A 16,281-nucleotide genomic window follows, 5' to 3' on the forward strand; every position below is an offset into this window, starting at 1 on the left:
AAGGGTATAAAAAAAGTGTTATGATTTTCCTAATGGGAATGAACGTGAGCGTGCTTATGATCATCCTCTTCGCTATGGCTCATAGAACCTGATGTCATAGTAAGTTTGCTGAAAACCACACCTTTTATTGCACCAATTTCATCTGCCAAATGTGTGACTTCTTTAACTTTTCCCCATACAATCAGCACTTCTAAACACTGATCCATATTTAGGTGTACATGGATTGTTGAAGATATGCTGAGGTGCTTAGAGTGTTGGATTTCCATCAATCGTTCTTGGGTGTAACTCACAGTATGGTCATACACCATTGTAATTGTACCCACTACCTCTGATTCGCTATCCCTCCAGCGATCTTCTACAAGAGCATCTCTTATAAGATCGCGTATAGCTTCAGATCTTGCTGTGTATCCCTTATTGTTTACAAGCGTGTCGAACTCTTCTAAAAGATCGGGTTCGAGCGACATGCTTATTCTTACGACCTTATCCATCATGCACATATCGGGCTTCAAAGATATAATAATTGGCTCATCTTCCATCAATCTGGACTATGATATACACATCTTTTGATGTTTCATATTACAATTGCCAATAAAACTGTAATGTTATCTATTTCTGAATGAATCGTTCTCTTTAATCACTTGCAATATCTTAAAAAGATTTGATCTTCAGTCTAATCTGATGTAATATTTTTCTAAACTTCGCAATTGATAATTCCACATCTTTCAAGAATAAGTCAAAACTCATCAGTTTTTACATATTAAAACTTTGCAAACCAATCCTTATATACACACTTGGTCGTGATGAACTGGACTATGGATCTCAAGACATTTATCAAGAAGAATCTATTGTTTGTAGCGATCATCATATTTGTAACTTTATTCATGTATGTTTTTGGATCTGAAAATGTACTGATCGGTGTAATGATGATCACCGCAGCTTTGATGATGCTTTCCAAAAATCTAACTGGAAAGCCTTTTAAAAGCCTTGCTGGACTGATCGGGATAAATGTCACTCTGGGAGTAGGGTCGTTTTTAGCATATCTCAACCCCTGGCTTGGTCTTGTAACGAATTTTACAGTTGTTTTCATTGTAACTTTTGTTTTGATGCACGACATAAAGTCACCGGTACAATTTCCATTCTTACTGGGGTACGCTTTTATCCTGGCATTTCCGGTGCCTGTCGAGGAATTTCCGCTTCGTCTTTTATCCCTGATAGTTGGATCAATTTTTATTGTAGTGCTCAACGTAGTTGTCAATCGCAACAGGCTTGCAATGAGTTGCCATGCGGGCATCTCAGGTCTGTTCTCTGAGATAAAATCACTCTTAGAAAAATTCCTCAACGGCGAAGAAGTTAATTCAAACACTCTTATCGAAAAAGCTAAACTTGTAAACTCTGCTGTTTATGACCGTCTGGAAGAAAAATATTATACATCCCCAGGGAGCAGATCGGCAATTAATCTTGCAATCTCTGCAGAAGAACTTGGAAAAGCTGTCATAGATGGAGATGATGAAGAACAAGATCTTAGAGACCTACTTCCTGTATTAGATGACCTCATCAGTTATCAAGAATTGAAAATTCCGCTTGAGCAGGTCCATAACAGCATAATGCAGTATTTAGATAATCACAGGTCTGCGGACTACGAAGTCCTATCAAGCCTGAGGATTATCGATTATGAGCTGGATATTCTTGTCAAGTCTGATAAAGAATCATTGATTAAATATACTGATTCTGAACAAATTCCTAAAAGCTTCAGAATGAAGACATTATTTAAGGAGAATTTTAGAAGAGATTCTCTAAAGTTCAGTTTTGCTTTCCGTGTAGCGTTACTGCTGGCACTATGGGAGTTTATAGGTGACTACTATAACCTTGAAAATGCTAAATGGCTGGCATTTACTACAGTAGCTGTAGTACAGCCATATCTTGAAGCGACAGCTAGTAAATCACTAATGAGAGTAAAGGGAACGTTGGTGGGAGTGGCAATATTTACGGTATTAGCATACTTCATCTTGATAGAGAACCCATCGCTTACACCAGCAGTACTGATGATCATATCATATCTATACAGTATCCTTGATCCAAAGAGGTACGATGTGATGATGGTCTTCATAACCCTGATGGCTTTAATGACTGCATCAATGGTATTCCCTACAGAAACGTCAATCATAGAACGTCTTGTATATATCTTGCTGGGCATCGGTGCAGCTATGGTGGGAAGCCGTATTATTTTCCCATACAGGCTTAAAGATGAAAATATTGAACTGTCTGGAAGATACATTTCAATCAGCAAAAGCCAGATTAGAGAATTGAGAAATGTGGCATCTGGCACAGTTGATGATGTGAAGAGCGCTGCACTCACACTCACAGCCCACACAATCGCTGAGAAAATCAAGGTCAATAATGATCAAGATAATGACGATCTTGTAGACAGGTTGATGACAAAACAGACTGAAGTAACGAATCAATGTTCCATTCTCCGGCAGATACTGATATCTACTCCAGATGATGGAAGTGTTAAGGATACTAAAAAAATGGTCGTGAAGGTCATCGATACATTCGGCTCTAATGGAAAAGAATCAATTCCAAAAGATATCTCTCCTTTCTTAGATGGTTTGACTACGCATGGAAGTGAATATATGAAGATGGTATTGAATGTGCTCAGGCTTCAGCGTGAAAGTGAAAATATGTTCATCGAGCTAACTTCACACAATGAAGACACACCTACAATAAATGCTGTGGCAGCTTAAGCTGCGCAGCTTCTTATTTTTATATCCAAAAAATTTTATTAAGTCTTCTTTTATCATGCATTATATGCTGCTTGATTCTCTTGAATCTGTGATAAAAAAAATCCCATCACCGCAAGCTGTGATGTTTTCAGGGGGTTTAGATTGTGGAGTTCTTTCTGCACTCTCTAAAAAATACTTCACGCCAAAATTATACACAGTAGGAATAGAAAACTCACATGATCTTATCGCTGGAGAACAGGGGGCTCAGGAAATCGGACTTCCATGGACTGGAATAGTCATTACGGATGAGCTTATTCTTGAAGAATGCTGTAAAGTTCTGAAGATTGTCGATCTTTCTCCATTAGAACTCTCTTATGAACTGCCGCTTCAGATATTGGCTTCAAGAATTGATGAAGAAAATTTGATAAGCGGCCAGGGAGCAGACGAACTTTTTGGAGGTTACAACCGTTACTCAGAAATGTCAATCAGTGAAGCTGAATCATCATCTAAGAACGATTATGAGCGGCTTTTTACAAACATCATGCTCAAGGAGGATCTGATTGCTTCAGCATACTGCAAAACGTTGTGGAGACCATTCTTAAATGAGCGAGTAGCCGAGGTAGCTCTGTCCATTCCTATGTCTGATAAGATATCGGGAGGAGTAAATAAGATCCCTCTTAGAATTTTGGCTGAGGAGCTTGGGTTAAAAACTATCGCTTCAAGAAAGAAAAAGGCGGCACAATATGGTTCAGGAATCATGAAATCTTTAAAATCCTGCTCCAAAAAGAACAATCAAACATTGGATGAGTATATCTCTTCGTTAAAAAAAGAGAATATTTGATCGCAACATAATTATGCAAAATACGAAATAGGCTTTTGTGGACCGCAGAGAAGTTCTCGAATGGCTTTTTGCACAGGAAGCCTCAGGCATAAAGTTTGGGTTAGAAAACACTAAAGAACTTTTGAAACGCATGGGTAACCCTCATGAAAAGTTTAAATCGGTTCATATTGCCGGAACCAATGGCAAAGGCTCAGTAAGTGCAATGACTGAATCTGTTTTACGTGAATCTGGATATATTACAGGGCTTTATACGTCTCCTCATCTGGTAGATTTCAGCGAAAGAATACGCGTGTGTGGGAAAAAAATTTCAGACAGTGAGTTTCTTGAGTTGGCTAAAGATGTCAAATATCATGCTGATAAAATGTTGAGTGAATCTAAAAAATTGACATTTTTTGAACTTACTACTGCAATTGCCTTTGCGCACTTTGCTAGATGTGGGGTAGAGATTGCAGTAATTGAAGTTGGGATGGGTGGTAGATTGGACTCTACAAACGTCATCTCGCCAGAAGTTTGTGCAATTACACCTATTAGTATGGAACATGCAGAGTTTCTAGGAGACACACTTGCTAAAATTGCTGCAGAGAAGGCAGGAATAATCAAACCAGGAATTCCCGTAGTATGTTCTAAACAGCCTGATGATGTTATAAAAGTCATAAGATCTAAAACGGACATGCTCATAGTGGCAGGAGAGAACTCAAAATTCGAGATAATATCTTCTGACTCTAATGGGACTGAGATATTTTCTGACGCCGTGGGGATGAACCTTTCAGTACCACTTATTGGGTCTTATCAGGGGGATAATTGTGCTTTAGCAGTTATCATGCTAAGAGAACTGATGAATCGCGGATTTTACATCCCAGATGAAGCTTTTCTCCGAGGTCTCCAGAACACCAAATGGCCAGGCAGATTGGAGACTGTTTCTTTTAATCCCAGGATCATAATTGATTGCACTCATACTCCTGCTGGAGCTGAAGTCGTAGCATCTGAAGTGAAAAGAATATTTGGTAACGTTATTTTGATCTTTGGAATTCTTAAGGATAAGGATGTAAAGGCCGTAGCAGAGAAGTTTGGGGCAATTTCTGAGAAGGCTTTCATAGTCACGCCTGATTCGAAAAGAGCCCTCTCTGCAGAACAGGCTTCTAAATATTTTGAACCATATACAAAAGTACAGATCTGCCCTTCTTTGAAATGCGCCATATCAGCTGCAAAAGAAAATGCAGGCTCTAACGGAACTATATTGATAACTGGATCATTGTATATGGCAGGTGAAGCTATGGAGGTGCTCAATGTCTCAGAAAGTATCTTGTGAAGTTTTAGACCGTCTTACAAAACTATTCGAAGGAACGGAATCTCCAACGGCATTAGCTAAAACCCCTACTTGGAATGCTACACCATTTACTGTTCTCATATCTACAGTACTGTCTCAGCGAAACCGGGATGAGATTACGTATGCTGCATCTGAAAGACTATTCAAGAAATATCCCACACCGGAAACACTTGTGGATGCTGATCTTGATGATGTGAATGATATAATCAGCAACGTTAATTTCCATTTCAATAAAGCTAAGGCGATTAAAGAGATTTCTAGAATATTGTGTGAAGACTACAACAGCGAGGTTCCGAAAGATATCAATGAACTCGTAAAGCTTCCAATGGTAGGGAGGAAAACCGCCAATTGTCTTCTTGGATATGCATATAGAATAGATTCAATCTGTGTTGACACTCATGTCCATAGAATCTCTAACAGGATTGGAATTGTAGATTCTAAGACACCTGAAGAAACTGAAATGCAGCTTCAGACTGCTGTACCTAGAGATCGATGGCTGGAAATTAACGATCTATTTGTGAGATTTGGGCAGGAAATCTGCACTCCTCAAAGACCTAAACATCAAATATGTCCTTTGAAAGATCTGTGCAGAGAATTTAGAAACGAATCTGAGTGAGATCTTATGGGTATAGATATTAGAGTTACAGATATTGGTGAATATATAACTCAGAATAGTTGTGCTATAAAATTTAAGCTCCGTGCTGACAAGACATCCACAGAGGCTAATTTTCCGTACTATCACCTTGTAAGAAGTCCTATAAACCCAATATTAGTTGAAGCTGGAAGATCCGCAGAAGAAAAAGTTTCAGATATTTTAAAAAATAAATATAATATTGAATTTCTTGGTTGCACAAGTAAATCTCGAGGAGTAGAATATACAGATTGGGATTCTTTCATAGATTATCTGGAAAATGCTAGAGAATCTAAAGACGTTTTCATGAGAGAAGTTGAAATATGTTCTGATGAGGGAGCGTTTACATTACACGGTCAAATGGATTTTGTTATTTTGAGATGGATTTCTGGTAATCCAGTTATACGAATTTTGGAGTGTAAATCCAGTAGGAAAGACAAGACTTATCATAGAATCCAGCTTGCTTCATATGTATTGATGATCAAACAGAAATTTGCAGAAGGAGTTGTAATTGGCGGAGTTAAAAGGGATGTCGTGATTGAATGCGCAGTTGTAAGGGTAGAAGGACATGCTGGAGTTCAAGATCCTTTTGAAGTTCCGTCTTTGAACCTTGAAAATGAAATGCTTGATCTGAGGGAGTTAGTTGATATAAATGGCCCTCTCTATGCAGCATATATCTCAGATTACAGTCATATTGATTACCATTTAGGATCTAAATGTAGTATGTGCACTCATTCTGCGATCTGTGCTGCAGAGAACATAAGAAAAAGGAAAATAGAGTTGCTTGGTCTTTCTATCTCGGAAAACAGAGCACTAAAGCAGTCAGATATACACACCCTCGATGACATCATGAGCATGCCTCTGGAAAAATCCGAAGAACTCCGAATGTGCCCAGCTTTTAAAAGTAGTATTTCAAGACTAAAGCTGGATGCAGAGACAAAAATGGCCGGTTTACTGGATGGATATGGTTATCCAGTTCAGGCGTACAACAATGGAGAGATCTCCACACTTCCAGATCATGTTCAAGGAGAAAGCAGACTTATTTGTATATATCTTGATGTAGAATGGGATCCGGTAGAAGATAGACTTCTAGGTGTAGCAGCTCACATAACAGATTCTGAAAAATACATTTATTTTGAAAAAGGAAAAAATGCTAGTCCAGATTTAATGGAGTGCGACCAATCTAGAAACAATATCAGCAGAATGAATGCAAAAGAAGTATCAGTTATAATGGAATCTGCATGGACTGACTCTTCAGACAAAAACGATCTGAAAGAAAGAGAGCTATTGGAGAATTTTTTCTTGAGTATTTCAAACATACTCTCGGATATTGGAAATGGAACTGAAAGAGCACTTCACTTCTATGTCTGGTCCGAATCTGATATGAGACATTTCATAGACGGATGTAAAAGAGCCGGCGGTGATGTTTTGGGGAATCTAGTTGAACTGCTTGGTTGCAGGGCAGAATGCACGCACAATCTTGAGCAGGTCATATATTCTTCCATATACAATGAGATAAAACGAAAAATATCAATTGGGAAAATTTCTCAATCATTAGCATCTGTAACTTCACTTGGTTGGTTTGGATGGTATTTTCACTGGAATAGACAAGTCGGAAACGAAATAATTAATTTCAGGCGTTCTTTTAGACAGGATATTTTTGATCTCATAGCTAAGTTAGATGAGAAGGATGGAAAGCTGTATTCTTCTGATAACGGAAAATATTATGAAGTCAGAATTATGGCAGATTCATTGATATCTCTACCATATTGGCATATGATGTGGGATCCAGAATCTGTCTGGAAAATCAGTGACAGCAGGGCCTATACTGCGATGACTGAATACCGGAATGCAGGAAAATCAGACTATATTAATGGATTCATGAAGGCTAAATGTCAGGCACTAAGATGGCTAGACGAACGACTCATGCCTAAAGAAACGCAGTCTGGAAAACGACAGCCTACATTCATCATCAGCAAGCCCCCCATCAATTTAAATGAATTAACCTGTTTAAAAGAAGAATTCAAATCAAGATACTCCATAAAACAGGCATGTTTGGATTTTCTTAAACTGGATCACAGTATGAAAGAATCCGAATGGCTATCAAATAATGCTAGACCTACATTTTCAAGGGTCATGGATGGTTCATGTATTCCTCTAAAAAATATAAGTTTTTCACAAAATAATAATAAAATAATAATGCATGCCCAATTAGATCTCAAGACATACGGTATCGACAATGAAAAATTTTTTGAGGTATGTGAATTTGAAGAATCCAGTTTTGTTAGAATTATTCCATATTCTGGAAGTACTGATTCTGTTGATTATTCTTTAAGAAAAGGGGTAACCGCAATAATTAATAAAATTGATTTTATTGTTGGAGATTTGGAAGCTTTAATATTCCCTGGCAGATCATCTAATTATATAATGAGTTCTAGAACATCTGATTTTGATGACTGTAATCTTGGGATTGTAGTATCAAGTATTTCAGACTTCACTAATGAGAAAGTCTCTAAAAGAATAGCTTCATCATCATCGCCTGTTTTTGAATGGTTTAATCCCTTATCTCCAAAAGTCCCTCCAAAACTTCCGATACTAGCAGATGATAAATTACGATATGATCATATATTGTATGAATCTAGTAACGGAAAACTTAACACTTGCCAAAGAACTGCATGTATTGAGGGTTTGGAGTGCAGAGTGCAGTTGCTATTTGGTCCTCCTGGAACAGGAAAAACGAATACCATGGCTTATGCGACACTTCTTCGTTTGATGAAAAGTGGAGAGCACTCTATATTTTTAATTTCTGCAAATACACATACTGCAATAAATGAGCTCATATCTAGAATTAATACAATTATTGATAAATTTGTAAAAACATCAAATATGCACAATGAATACTTTTCTAAGCCTGCATTTGTGAGACTTAGTGATACGCCTGGAGAGGGAACAATCGATCCTAGAAATATTGCAGCAGCAAAGGATTTCATTGCTAGTGGCAGAACGGTATTTTGTGGAACTGTGGGGCAGATAATAAAACTTTCAGATGCTATGGTTGATGAGGGATTTTTAGTAGATTCATTAATTATTGATGAAGCTAGCATGATGATCTTTCCTCATTTCTTATCATTGGCTTCCACTCTTGATATCAATGGTGATATAATGCTTGCAGGTGATATTTTGCAATTATCTCCAATTACCTCTTATGACTGGAATAATGAGCAAAGGGAACAAATTGAGATCTTGAAGCCATATCAGAGTGCATATGCTGCCATCAGAGGTCTCTGCCCACAATCTGGCGATTCTTTAAATTATGTGGCAAATCAATCACCCCTCACAGTTACGTATAGGATGAATGAAGAATGTACTGATTTAATATCTGAAATATATGATGCAGAAGGTATTAATTTAATATCCGCTTCAACATCGAAATGTTATAAATCGGCTATTAATTCCTTTTCTGATCTCTGGGATGGAACGGGGGTTTATTTGATAGTTCACGATGAACACGAATCAAAGAAATACAATCCTTATGAGGTATCAATTATTCAGGATATCTTAAGATATAAAGATGAAAAAGAAGACGCGGCTGTGATTACACCGCACAGAGCGCAGAAAAGTGCATTGAAGAGATCTCTTGGAGATGTAATTCCAATTGACACTGTGGAACGGTTTCAAGGAGGGCAGTGTAGTACTATAATTGTATCTGGAACGCAGAGCGATGCTACTGAAATTAGTGGAAATGCAGAGTTTATATTAGATCTCAATCGTACGAATGTTATTTTTTCCAGAGCCAAGAACCGTTTGATCGTTGTATGTTCAAAGAATCTATTAAACAGCGTACCTTCTGAAGCTGAGGAATATGAGAATTCTATACTTTGGAAAAAGTTAAGATCCTTCTGCAGCACAACAGTATTTAAATGTGAGTATAAAGGGCACTGTGTAGAAGTGAGAATACCGCCGTTAGTTTAAAGTGAGAGTTCGGCAATTATTATGTTTAATGCATATAGTATTCTATATACTGATAATCTATCTCATCTTGAATCTCGTATCCCTGTTAATGTACAGGTCTGATAAAGATAAAGCAATAAATAATCAATATAGAACATCTGAGAGTACCTTGCTTTTAGCGGCTCTGATCGGGCCGTTTGGTGCTTACGCAGGTATGAGAAGATATCACCATAAAACAAGGAAGCTGAAATTTAAATTGGTTTTTGTTTTCATGGCTTTACATATAATAATCGCGGCTCTTGTCATTTTTGAATTTATGTAATGGGCTCTGTTATAACTCAATACTTGTGGAGAGAAAACATATGGATGAAGATTTATTGAAAAAATACTGGGCCGTAGTAAAAACCGAGCTTGAGACATTTAAGCCGGGGCCTAATGAAGATTGCAATTACTATCCATGTCATTTTAAGGGACAGGATTGTGCATATTGTTATTGCCCATTTTATCCTTGCATGGATCAACGACTGGGAAAGATGGTGCATAAAGAAGGCGACGATGAAGAAGTGTGGAGTTGTCAGGACTGTTATTGGACGCACAGAAGCGATGTGGCTAAACTCATCTCTGAAAATTTTCCATTTTCAGAAGAACCACCTGCTGACGAGATCAGAGCTGAAATAAAAAAGAAAATTGAGGAAAAATGTCCAGTGTCTGCAAAACCACTAATGATTCTTGGGACTACTTCAGGGGCTGGTAAATCAATAATTGCTAGTGCATTCTGCCGTGTGTTCTCTGACATGGGATACAACGTTGCCCCATTCAAATCTCAGAATATGTCGCTAAATTCTATGGCAATATCAGATGGAGAAATCGCCAGGGCGCAGTATCTGCAGGCTATCGCGGCCAGGACAGATCCAGAAGTAAGCATGAATCCGATTCTGCTTAAGCCACAAGGCGATGATGTTTCTCAAGTTGTTGTAAATGGCTCTGTTTACAAAAATATGCCAGTTTCTGAATATTATGAAAATTTCACAGTAAATGAAGGTATAAATATAGTGACAAATGCCTGGGAATATTTGAGGAGAACCAGAGACATTGTAGTTATTGAAGGTGCAGGCTCTCCAGCTGAAATAAACCTTTCAGAATGTGAACTGTCTAATATGAAAGCAGCTGAAATTGCTAATGCTCCATGTATCCTTGTTGTAAATATGATACGGGGAGGGGCATTTGCGTATGCATATGGAACAATCACTCTACTATCACCTGCACATAGAAAGCATATCAAAGGAATAATCTTCAACAATATGTATGGATCTGCAGATTGTCTGGATTCTGGAATCAAAAAACTGGAATCAATGCTAGGCATCCCGGTTTTAGGTGTGATTCCTCATATTGAACATGCTCTTCCAGAAGAAGATTCACAAGATCTCAAATCTTCAAAAGATGGAAATGATATAGCGATAGTTCATCTTCCCAGGATCTCAAATTTTACTGACTTTGATGCTTTGTCTTTAAGCGGCGTGTCAGTAAAGTTTGTCAGGCAACCCAATGAACTTCGCACTGCAAGGGCTATTGTAATCCCAGGTACTAAAAACACATTTGCAGACATGGCCTGGATGAAAGAAAATGGCTTCTTTGAGACTCTTAAAGAACTACGCGGTAAAGTACCGATTCTAGGAATCTGCGGCGGATACCAGATTCTTGGTAAAAGCATCTATGACACGGAAGGGATTGAAGGAGATGTCAAAGCTGCGGAAGGCCTTGGATTTTTAGATGTTTCTACTGTGTTTGATACAACTGACAAAAAGACAGTTCAGGTATGCGGATGTCTTGAAAACGGTGAAGAAATAAGAGGATATGAAATTCACATGGGTAAGACCGAAAGCCATGAGAAGCCGCTCATAACATTGGATGATGGGAGCCCAGAGGGTTCAATTTCTCCTGATGGGATGGTAATAGGAACATATCTTCATGGCATATTTGATCTGCCACCATTTAGGGATTATTTTTTGGAAAAAAGCAGCATAACGAGCAGTGAAGAGGTCGACTATGATGCTGAAGTTGATAAAGACCTTGATCTGATGGCAGAAACGCTCAGGAGCAATATAGACATGAAAGTCATCATGAAGATTATGGAGGATGGGGTATGACTAGTATCATGGTTCAGGCTACATCTTCAGGTGCTGGGAAAACGACACTAGTGGCTATACTCTGTAAGCATTTTACATCGAAGGGCATCAATACGGTGCCTTTCAAAGCCCAGAATATATCATTAAATTCATTTGCAACTCAATCTGGGGGAGAAATAGGAATGTCTCAGGCATATCAGGCATGGGCGTGTAACAAAGAGCCGCAAACAGACATGAACCCCGTTCTGATTAAACCGCATGGTCCTGGACAATCTCAGACCATTCTGGGAGGAAAACCTTTCAACGGCACTCGGGATGAGATTGACAAATACATTGCAGATGCATATCTTAGATCAGAGTTGGATAATGATCTTGTAATCATTGAAGGGTCTGGTTCTCCCGTAGAAATCAATCTTATCGACAGGTCTAACATGGCAGTTGCAGATATGGCTGATGCACCTGTCATTTTAGTAGGGGATATTGAGTATGGTGGAGTTTTTGCTGGACTTTATGGAACATATTCTCTTATGAGTGAAAAACATCGTCAGAGAGTTAAGGCATTCGTAATCAATAGATTCAGGGGAGATATGAGTTTATTAATCCCGGGTATCGATAAACTTGAAAAAATGATTGGTGTTCCCTGTGCAGGGGTGCTGCCTCATGCAAATCTCCTATTTCCTTCAGAGGATTCATTGGATTTCATATCTGGCAGGGGAACAGAAGCAGAAGGAACAGATATCCGAGAAGCTTGGATGGAGAATTTAGAAAGGATATATGCTATCTCTCAGAAATATCTGAATTACAGTCTGATTGAATCTTTTATTGATGAGTAAAGTCAGAGATATCTGACTTTACCATTTTTTTCTGCTGGACTTAACTCAAGTGATACCCATAAACCAAGCGCTTTTCCAAGGTCATGCAAATAGTTTCCTGCAGCCATTGCATTTCTCTCAATTACTGCAGCATATCTATTCATTATATCGATTGTAGGAATGTACTCATCCTTTCTCATGATTTTATCAATCTGGAAATATCTGGATCTGCCATCTAATGATGAGTAATCTTCTTTCAGAAATTCCGGTTCTTCTGTAATTACAGCCTTTGAAAATCCAAGGTTTACAGATGCAGACTCTATTGTTCTTATTTCTTCTAATATCTGTCCCAATCCTCTTCTACCATTCAAAGAATTATTATGAAAATCTACCACTCTTACATCGGGATGATCTGCTTTCGCAGTTTTCTCGCATTCTCTTACCATGTGGAGAAGCTTTCCCATTTCATCGAACATGGTGAGCATAATTGAGAATGCCATTCTATCTCTCCCAGGGAATTTATCTGCTTCTGCCAGTGCATGATATGAATTGGCATTTTCTAGTATGTGATCTGCAAGTGCAGCTGTTGTAAAAAATGCTTCGTCCCTGACAATATAGACTACATCCGGGTTACTGCTCATAACGCTTTAAGTGGGGAGCAAATAATTAATGTTTTTCCCTCAGGATGATTAATTTATTATCAATTAGTTTTGATTTCTCATACATAATCTCTTTTTTTTCATTATCTTTTTTGTCTAAATTGACATACATGTTATATTAACTACATCCACATGCCACCTCAACGTCCCCCAGGAGGGGGAACAATATGTCAGCTATTGAAGTAACTAATCTCGTCAAAGAATTTGGTGGAGTCCGTGTCGTTGACGGCGTCTCCTTCTCTGTGAATGAGGGGGAAGTATTCGGACTTATAGGGCCAAATGGTGCAGGAAAAAGTACGACTTTGCGTATGATCTCTACACTTCTCCAGATAACTTCTGGAACCATAACTATGTTTGGACATGATGTTGAAACAGAACCTAATGAAGTAAGAAAAATTTTGAGTTATCTTCCAGAAGAGTCAGGCGCTTATAAAGATCTAACTGGAAAAGCATACCTTGATTTCTTTTCTAGATTCTTTGGAGATGGAAAAGCGGCGCAGGAAATTGCTGAGCGTGGGAAAAATATTTCTGGTTTAGGCGATAGACTCAATGATAAAATCAGCACGTACAGCAAGGGAATGACCCGCCGTCTGCTTGTTGGAAGGGCACTTATGTTCAAGCCAAAATTAGCGATTCTTGATGAATTAACCTCAGGTTTGGATGTTATCAGTGCTCAGAAGGTAAGGGCAACTGTAAAACAGACGACAAAAGAAGGCACGACTGTTATCGTATCTTCTCACAATATGCTTGAAGTGGAACTTATCTGCGATCGCATAGCACTGATTGCAAAAGGGAAAATTTTAGAAATTGGCACCCCTCAGGATCTTAAAGTAAAATATGATGCTTCAAACATAGAGGAAGTCTTCGTGAAGGTGGTAGGATGAAACCACTCTTGAACATTTTAAGAAAAGAAATTAAGGAGCTTCTTACGCCTGCAACTTTCATACCAGTTGTAATCATAGCGATTCTTTTTGCTTCGTTAGGCGGATTCATGAGTGGTATAACTGATGATCTGACTGAAACTCCTGCAGTTGGTATTGTTGATGAAGACAATGGCAACCTTTCCACAATAGTCTTGGATTCCATAACGAGTAATTCTAAACCTATCAGCCTCGATGACAATATGGATATAAATCAAATGCTTGAGAAGGTGAAAAGTTCAGATGGAACCGCATTAATAATCATTCCAGAGGGATTCAGTGAAACTATAGCGAGCGGCAAGCAAGCCTCTCTGGATGTATATTACATCATGAACTCAACAGGTATGTTGGAGTCTTTCCCCTCATCAATGGTTATGGCGATCATATCCCAAGCTTCCAATGATCTGTCTGCTCATATGATTGAAAAATCAGGCATATCTTCAGACATACCCACAGCTGTATTGCAGAACCCTATTTCTCAGGGAACTAATGTGAATACATATTTCAATGGAAATGTCATGGAAGATATTACTCCAGATTTGGTTAGCGCTTCCCTTTCGTCTAATTCATTCATTGTCCCCATAATCGTGATGATGATTGTTATCATGGCAGGCGGAATTGTAATCTCTTCAATGGGTATGGAAAAAGAGAACAAAACGCTCGAGACTCTGTTGACTATGCCTGTAAAGCGTAGTCAGATTGTAGTAGGAAAGCTAGCTGCAGCCGCAATAGTAGGCTTGGTCATGGCTTTGATTTACATGGTTGGTATGATTATCTACATGGATTCTCTAATGTCTGGTGCTCAAGTAGATCTTGTACAGTATGGTATGTCTCTAGGGATTGTTGATTATCTATTGCTCGGCATATCATTGTTCCTTGCCATTCTTTCTGCTCTAGCACTCTGCATGATACTGGGAATATTTGCTAAAGATTACAAAACTGCTCAGGGACTCATCATGCCTGTAACATTTTTGGCAATGGTACCATTCTTTGTGATTATGCTGTTTGATTTCAACGCTCTACCAACAGCTATACAGGGACTTTTGTTTGCAATTCCATTCAGTCACCCTATGATGGCAATAAATAATCTGATGCTGGATAATTATTCGATAGTTCTTGCAGGTATAGGGTACGAACTGCTCTTTGCAGCAGTAATGATTGTAATTGCAGTCATACTGTTCAAAAAAGACATTCTGATCACAGGCCGTTCAAAGAAAAAACCCAAAAATCAAATAGTGAATGAGGAAGGCCAATAATCCTTCCTTCATTCATCTTCTTTTTTTGAAACATACTTTTCATAAAACGTCCACAGCCCCCACACTATCAAAAAAATTCCTACGATCCAATTAAGCAGATCTCTGAATACGATGACTAATATACCAAATATTATGGCTATGATCGCCAACCACAAACTAGAATTCATATCTTGTTAATCTCTAAGTACAGTTGATAATCTCATTGTGATTTCATAACGAAAAATAATGATATTGGCGTTATAACAGCGATATCAGTATGTTTTTCAATTTCAAATATGATTAGTTTGCTATGTAGCAAATGCTGTTAAATGTACTAAGGGGCCAGCTTGGTAGAATGTGCCTGATTATTGCAAACACAACCTATCAGAACGAGGTTGCGAACTATTTTCAAGCACATATCTGTAATATGTATAGTTCACAAGATCATATTACTCTCCATGATCAACACCTTTACAACATATCAACACCACTTCATGAACTCTTCAATGATGAAATTGTATTAAAATAGTCTAAACTGGATCTCGTATATACCAAATTGCTGTTGTGTGTTACTAGACTAAGATCTTCTGAACAGAATATAATCTGGTAATCATCTAAGGCTAAGCCAGGTCATCACACAATATTTAAGTATCTAACGGATACTCTTCCTTTCTGGAGACAACATATTGGCATCGAATACAGCATACAATAAGTTCGGCAATGATCGTAAACAGCAATCCTCTAAGAAGCGTCCTAAGAATCAGACTCCAAGGACTTCTATGCTAAACCTTCATAGACTCGGACCATTCAAATATGATTTAAGAGAGATACTGAATGCATCACCAATGGACAAATCAATGATTCCTACCGTTGTAGCAAATATCATTGCCAAAGCGTCCAGAGTATCAGTAAGAGAAACTAAAGAATATATCCGCAGTATTGAAGCAGAAGGTGTAATTGATAAAATTGCTGCTGACGATACCTGCACACTACTTGATCGTTATTCAAAGTGGAGATAAGCAAAACTGATTTTTCAATAATGACTAGCTGAACGTC

The 16,281-nt window shown here is 38.2% G+C and carries 14 protein-coding genes; 11 read left to right on the top strand and 3 right to left on the bottom strand.

Features of this window, described 5'->3' with window-relative positions:
* Positions 1–29: 29 nt before the first annotated feature.
* A complete protein-coding gene (gene nikR / locus H729_RS03925; RefSeq protein WP_048134359.1) occupies positions 30–488 on the bottom strand; it encodes a nickel-responsive transcriptional regulator NikR in 459 nt (152 codons plus the stop codon).
* Positions 489–800: 312 nt separating this feature from the next.
* On the opposite strand from nikR, the gene H729_RS03930 reads away from it, so the two are divergent.
* The 8 genes from H729_RS03930 (at position 801) to H729_RS03965 (ending at position 12,432) form a co-directional block, all read left to right on the top strand.
* Entirely contained in the window at positions 801–2,744 is a 1,944-nt protein-coding gene (locus H729_RS03930; protein ID WP_048133927.1) for an FUSC family protein, read from the top strand.
* A gap of 121 nt (positions 2,745–2,865) precedes the next feature.
* Positions 2,866–3,564, top strand: a complete 699-nt coding sequence (locus H729_RS03935) for an asparagine synthase C-terminal domain-containing protein (RefSeq protein ID WP_172618657.1) — start codon at positions 2,866–2,868, stop codon at positions 3,562–3,564.
* A gap of 37 nt (positions 3,565–3,601) precedes the next feature.
* Entirely contained in the window at positions 3,602–4,873 is a 1,272-nt protein-coding gene (locus H729_RS03940) for a bifunctional folylpolyglutamate synthase/dihydrofolate synthase (RefSeq protein WP_020448708.1), read from the top strand.
* On the top strand, positions 4,851–5,507 hold the full coding sequence (locus H729_RS03945; RefSeq protein ID WP_020448709.1) for an endonuclease III domain-containing protein: 657 nt from the start codon (positions 4,851–4,853) through the stop codon (positions 5,505–5,507). The genes H729_RS03940 and H729_RS03945 overlap by 23 nt, the downstream gene beginning before the upstream one ends.
* A 6-nt stretch (positions 5,508–5,513) precedes the next feature.
* On the top strand, positions 5,514–9,494 hold the full coding sequence (locus H729_RS03950; protein WP_020448710.1) for a DEAD/DEAH box helicase: 3,981 nt from the start codon (positions 5,514–5,516) through the stop codon (positions 9,492–9,494).
* A 28-nt stretch (positions 9,495–9,522) separates the two neighbouring features.
* Positions 9,523–9,795 carry a DUF1294 domain-containing protein gene (locus H729_RS10280; protein ID WP_020448711.1) on the top strand — a complete coding sequence of 91 codons (273 nt, stop codon included), beginning with the start codon at positions 9,523–9,525 and terminating at the stop codon, positions 9,793–9,795.
* Between the two features lie 40 nt (positions 9,796–9,835).
* A complete protein-coding gene (locus H729_RS03960) occupies positions 9,836–11,620 on the top strand; it encodes a cobyric acid synthase (protein WP_020448712.1) in 1,785 nt (594 codons plus the stop codon).
* Positions 11,617–12,432: a cobyric acid synthase gene (locus H729_RS03965; protein ID WP_020448713.1), complete on the top strand. Its 816-nt coding sequence runs from the start codon at positions 11,617–11,619 to the stop codon at positions 12,430–12,432. Before H729_RS03960 ends, H729_RS03965 begins: the two co-directional genes overlap by 4 nt.
* Positions 12,433–12,434: 2 nt before the next feature.
* Here the strand turns inward: H729_RS03965 and H729_RS03970 are convergent, their stop codons facing one another.
* The gene (locus H729_RS03970; protein ID WP_020448714.1) at positions 12,435–13,052 is read right to left on the bottom strand and encodes a hypothetical protein; all 618 of its coding nucleotides are present in this window, start codon (positions 13,050–13,052) and stop codon (positions 12,435–12,437) included.
* Positions 13,053–13,237: 185 nt separating this feature from the next.
* Here H729_RS03970 and H729_RS03975 point away from each other — a divergent pair, with 185 nt between their 5' ends.
* Both H729_RS03975 and H729_RS03980 read left to right on the top strand, forming a co-directional pair.
* Positions 13,238–13,954: an ABC transporter ATP-binding protein gene (locus H729_RS03975; protein ID WP_020448715.1), complete on the top strand. Its 717-nt coding sequence runs from the start codon at positions 13,238–13,240 to the stop codon at positions 13,952–13,954.
* On the top strand, positions 13,951–15,246 hold the full coding sequence (locus H729_RS03980) for an ABC transporter permease (RefSeq protein ID WP_020448716.1): 1,296 nt from the start codon (positions 13,951–13,953) through the stop codon (positions 15,244–15,246). Before H729_RS03975 ends, H729_RS03980 begins: the two co-directional genes overlap by 4 nt.
* An 8-nt stretch (positions 15,247–15,254) precedes the next feature.
* Here the strand turns inward: H729_RS03980 and H729_RS10285 are convergent, their stop codons facing one another.
* On the bottom strand, positions 15,255–15,413 hold the full coding sequence (locus tag H729_RS10285; protein WP_020448717.1) for a DUF3096 domain-containing protein: 159 nt from the start codon (positions 15,411–15,413) through the stop codon (positions 15,255–15,257).
* A gap of 498 nt (positions 15,414–15,911) precedes the next feature.
* Between H729_RS10285 and H729_RS03985 the strand changes: the two genes are divergently transcribed.
* Positions 15,912–16,244: a hypothetical protein gene (locus H729_RS03985; RefSeq protein WP_020448718.1), complete on the top strand. Its 333-nt coding sequence runs from the start codon at positions 15,912–15,914 to the stop codon at positions 16,242–16,244.
* Positions 16,245–16,281: the final 37 nt, after the last annotated feature.

Origin of the sequence: Candidatus Methanomassiliicoccus intestinalis Issoire-Mx1, from assembly GCF_000404225.1 — an archaeon.
Taxonomy (GTDB): Archaea; Thermoplasmatota; Thermoplasmata; order Methanomassiliicoccales; family Methanomassiliicoccaceae; genus Methanomassiliicoccus_A; species Methanomassiliicoccus_A intestinalis.

What these genes read in the sequence shown, in the direction of transcription:
- H729_RS03945 (WP_020448709.1), top strand. Translation starts at nt 4,851, where the DNA reads ATGTCTCAGAAAGTATCTTGTGAAGTTTTAGACCGTCTTACAAAACTA.
- nikR (WP_048134359.1), bottom strand. Translation starts at nt 488, where the DNA reads ATGGATAAGGTCGTAAGAATAAGCATGTCGCTCGAACCCGATCTTTTA.
- H729_RS03950 (WP_020448710.1), top strand. Translation starts at nt 5,514, where the DNA reads ATGGGTATAGATATTAGAGTTACAGATATTGGTGAATATATAACTCAG.
- H729_RS03975 (WP_020448715.1), top strand. Translation starts at nt 13,238, where the DNA reads ATGTCAGCTATTGAAGTAACTAATCTCGTCAAAGAATTTGGTGGAGTC.
- H729_RS03980 (WP_020448716.1), top strand. Translation starts at nt 13,951, where the DNA reads ATGAAACCACTCTTGAACATTTTAAGAAAAGAAATTAAGGAGCTTCTT.
- H729_RS03935 (WP_172618657.1), top strand. Translation starts at nt 2,866, where the DNA reads ATGTTTTCAGGGGGTTTAGATTGTGGAGTTCTTTCTGCACTCTCTAAA.
- H729_RS03970 (WP_020448714.1), bottom strand. Translation starts at nt 13,052, where the DNA reads ATGAGCAGTAACCCGGATGTAGTCTATATTGTCAGGGACGAAGCATTT.
- H729_RS03960 (WP_020448712.1), top strand. Translation starts at nt 9,836, where the DNA reads ATGGATGAAGATTTATTGAAAAAATACTGGGCCGTAGTAAAAACCGAG.
- H729_RS10280 (WP_020448711.1), top strand. Translation starts at nt 9,523, where the DNA reads ATGCATATAGTATTCTATATACTGATAATCTATCTCATCTTGAATCTC.
- H729_RS03930 (WP_048133927.1), top strand. Translation starts at nt 801, where the DNA reads ATGAACTGGACTATGGATCTCAAGACATTTATCAAGAAGAATCTATTG.
- H729_RS10285 (WP_020448717.1), bottom strand. Translation starts at nt 15,413, where the DNA reads ATGAATTCTAGTTTGTGGTTGGCGATCATAGCCATAATATTTGGTATA.
- H729_RS03965 (WP_020448713.1), top strand. Translation starts at nt 11,617, where the DNA reads ATGACTAGTATCATGGTTCAGGCTACATCTTCAGGTGCTGGGAAAACG.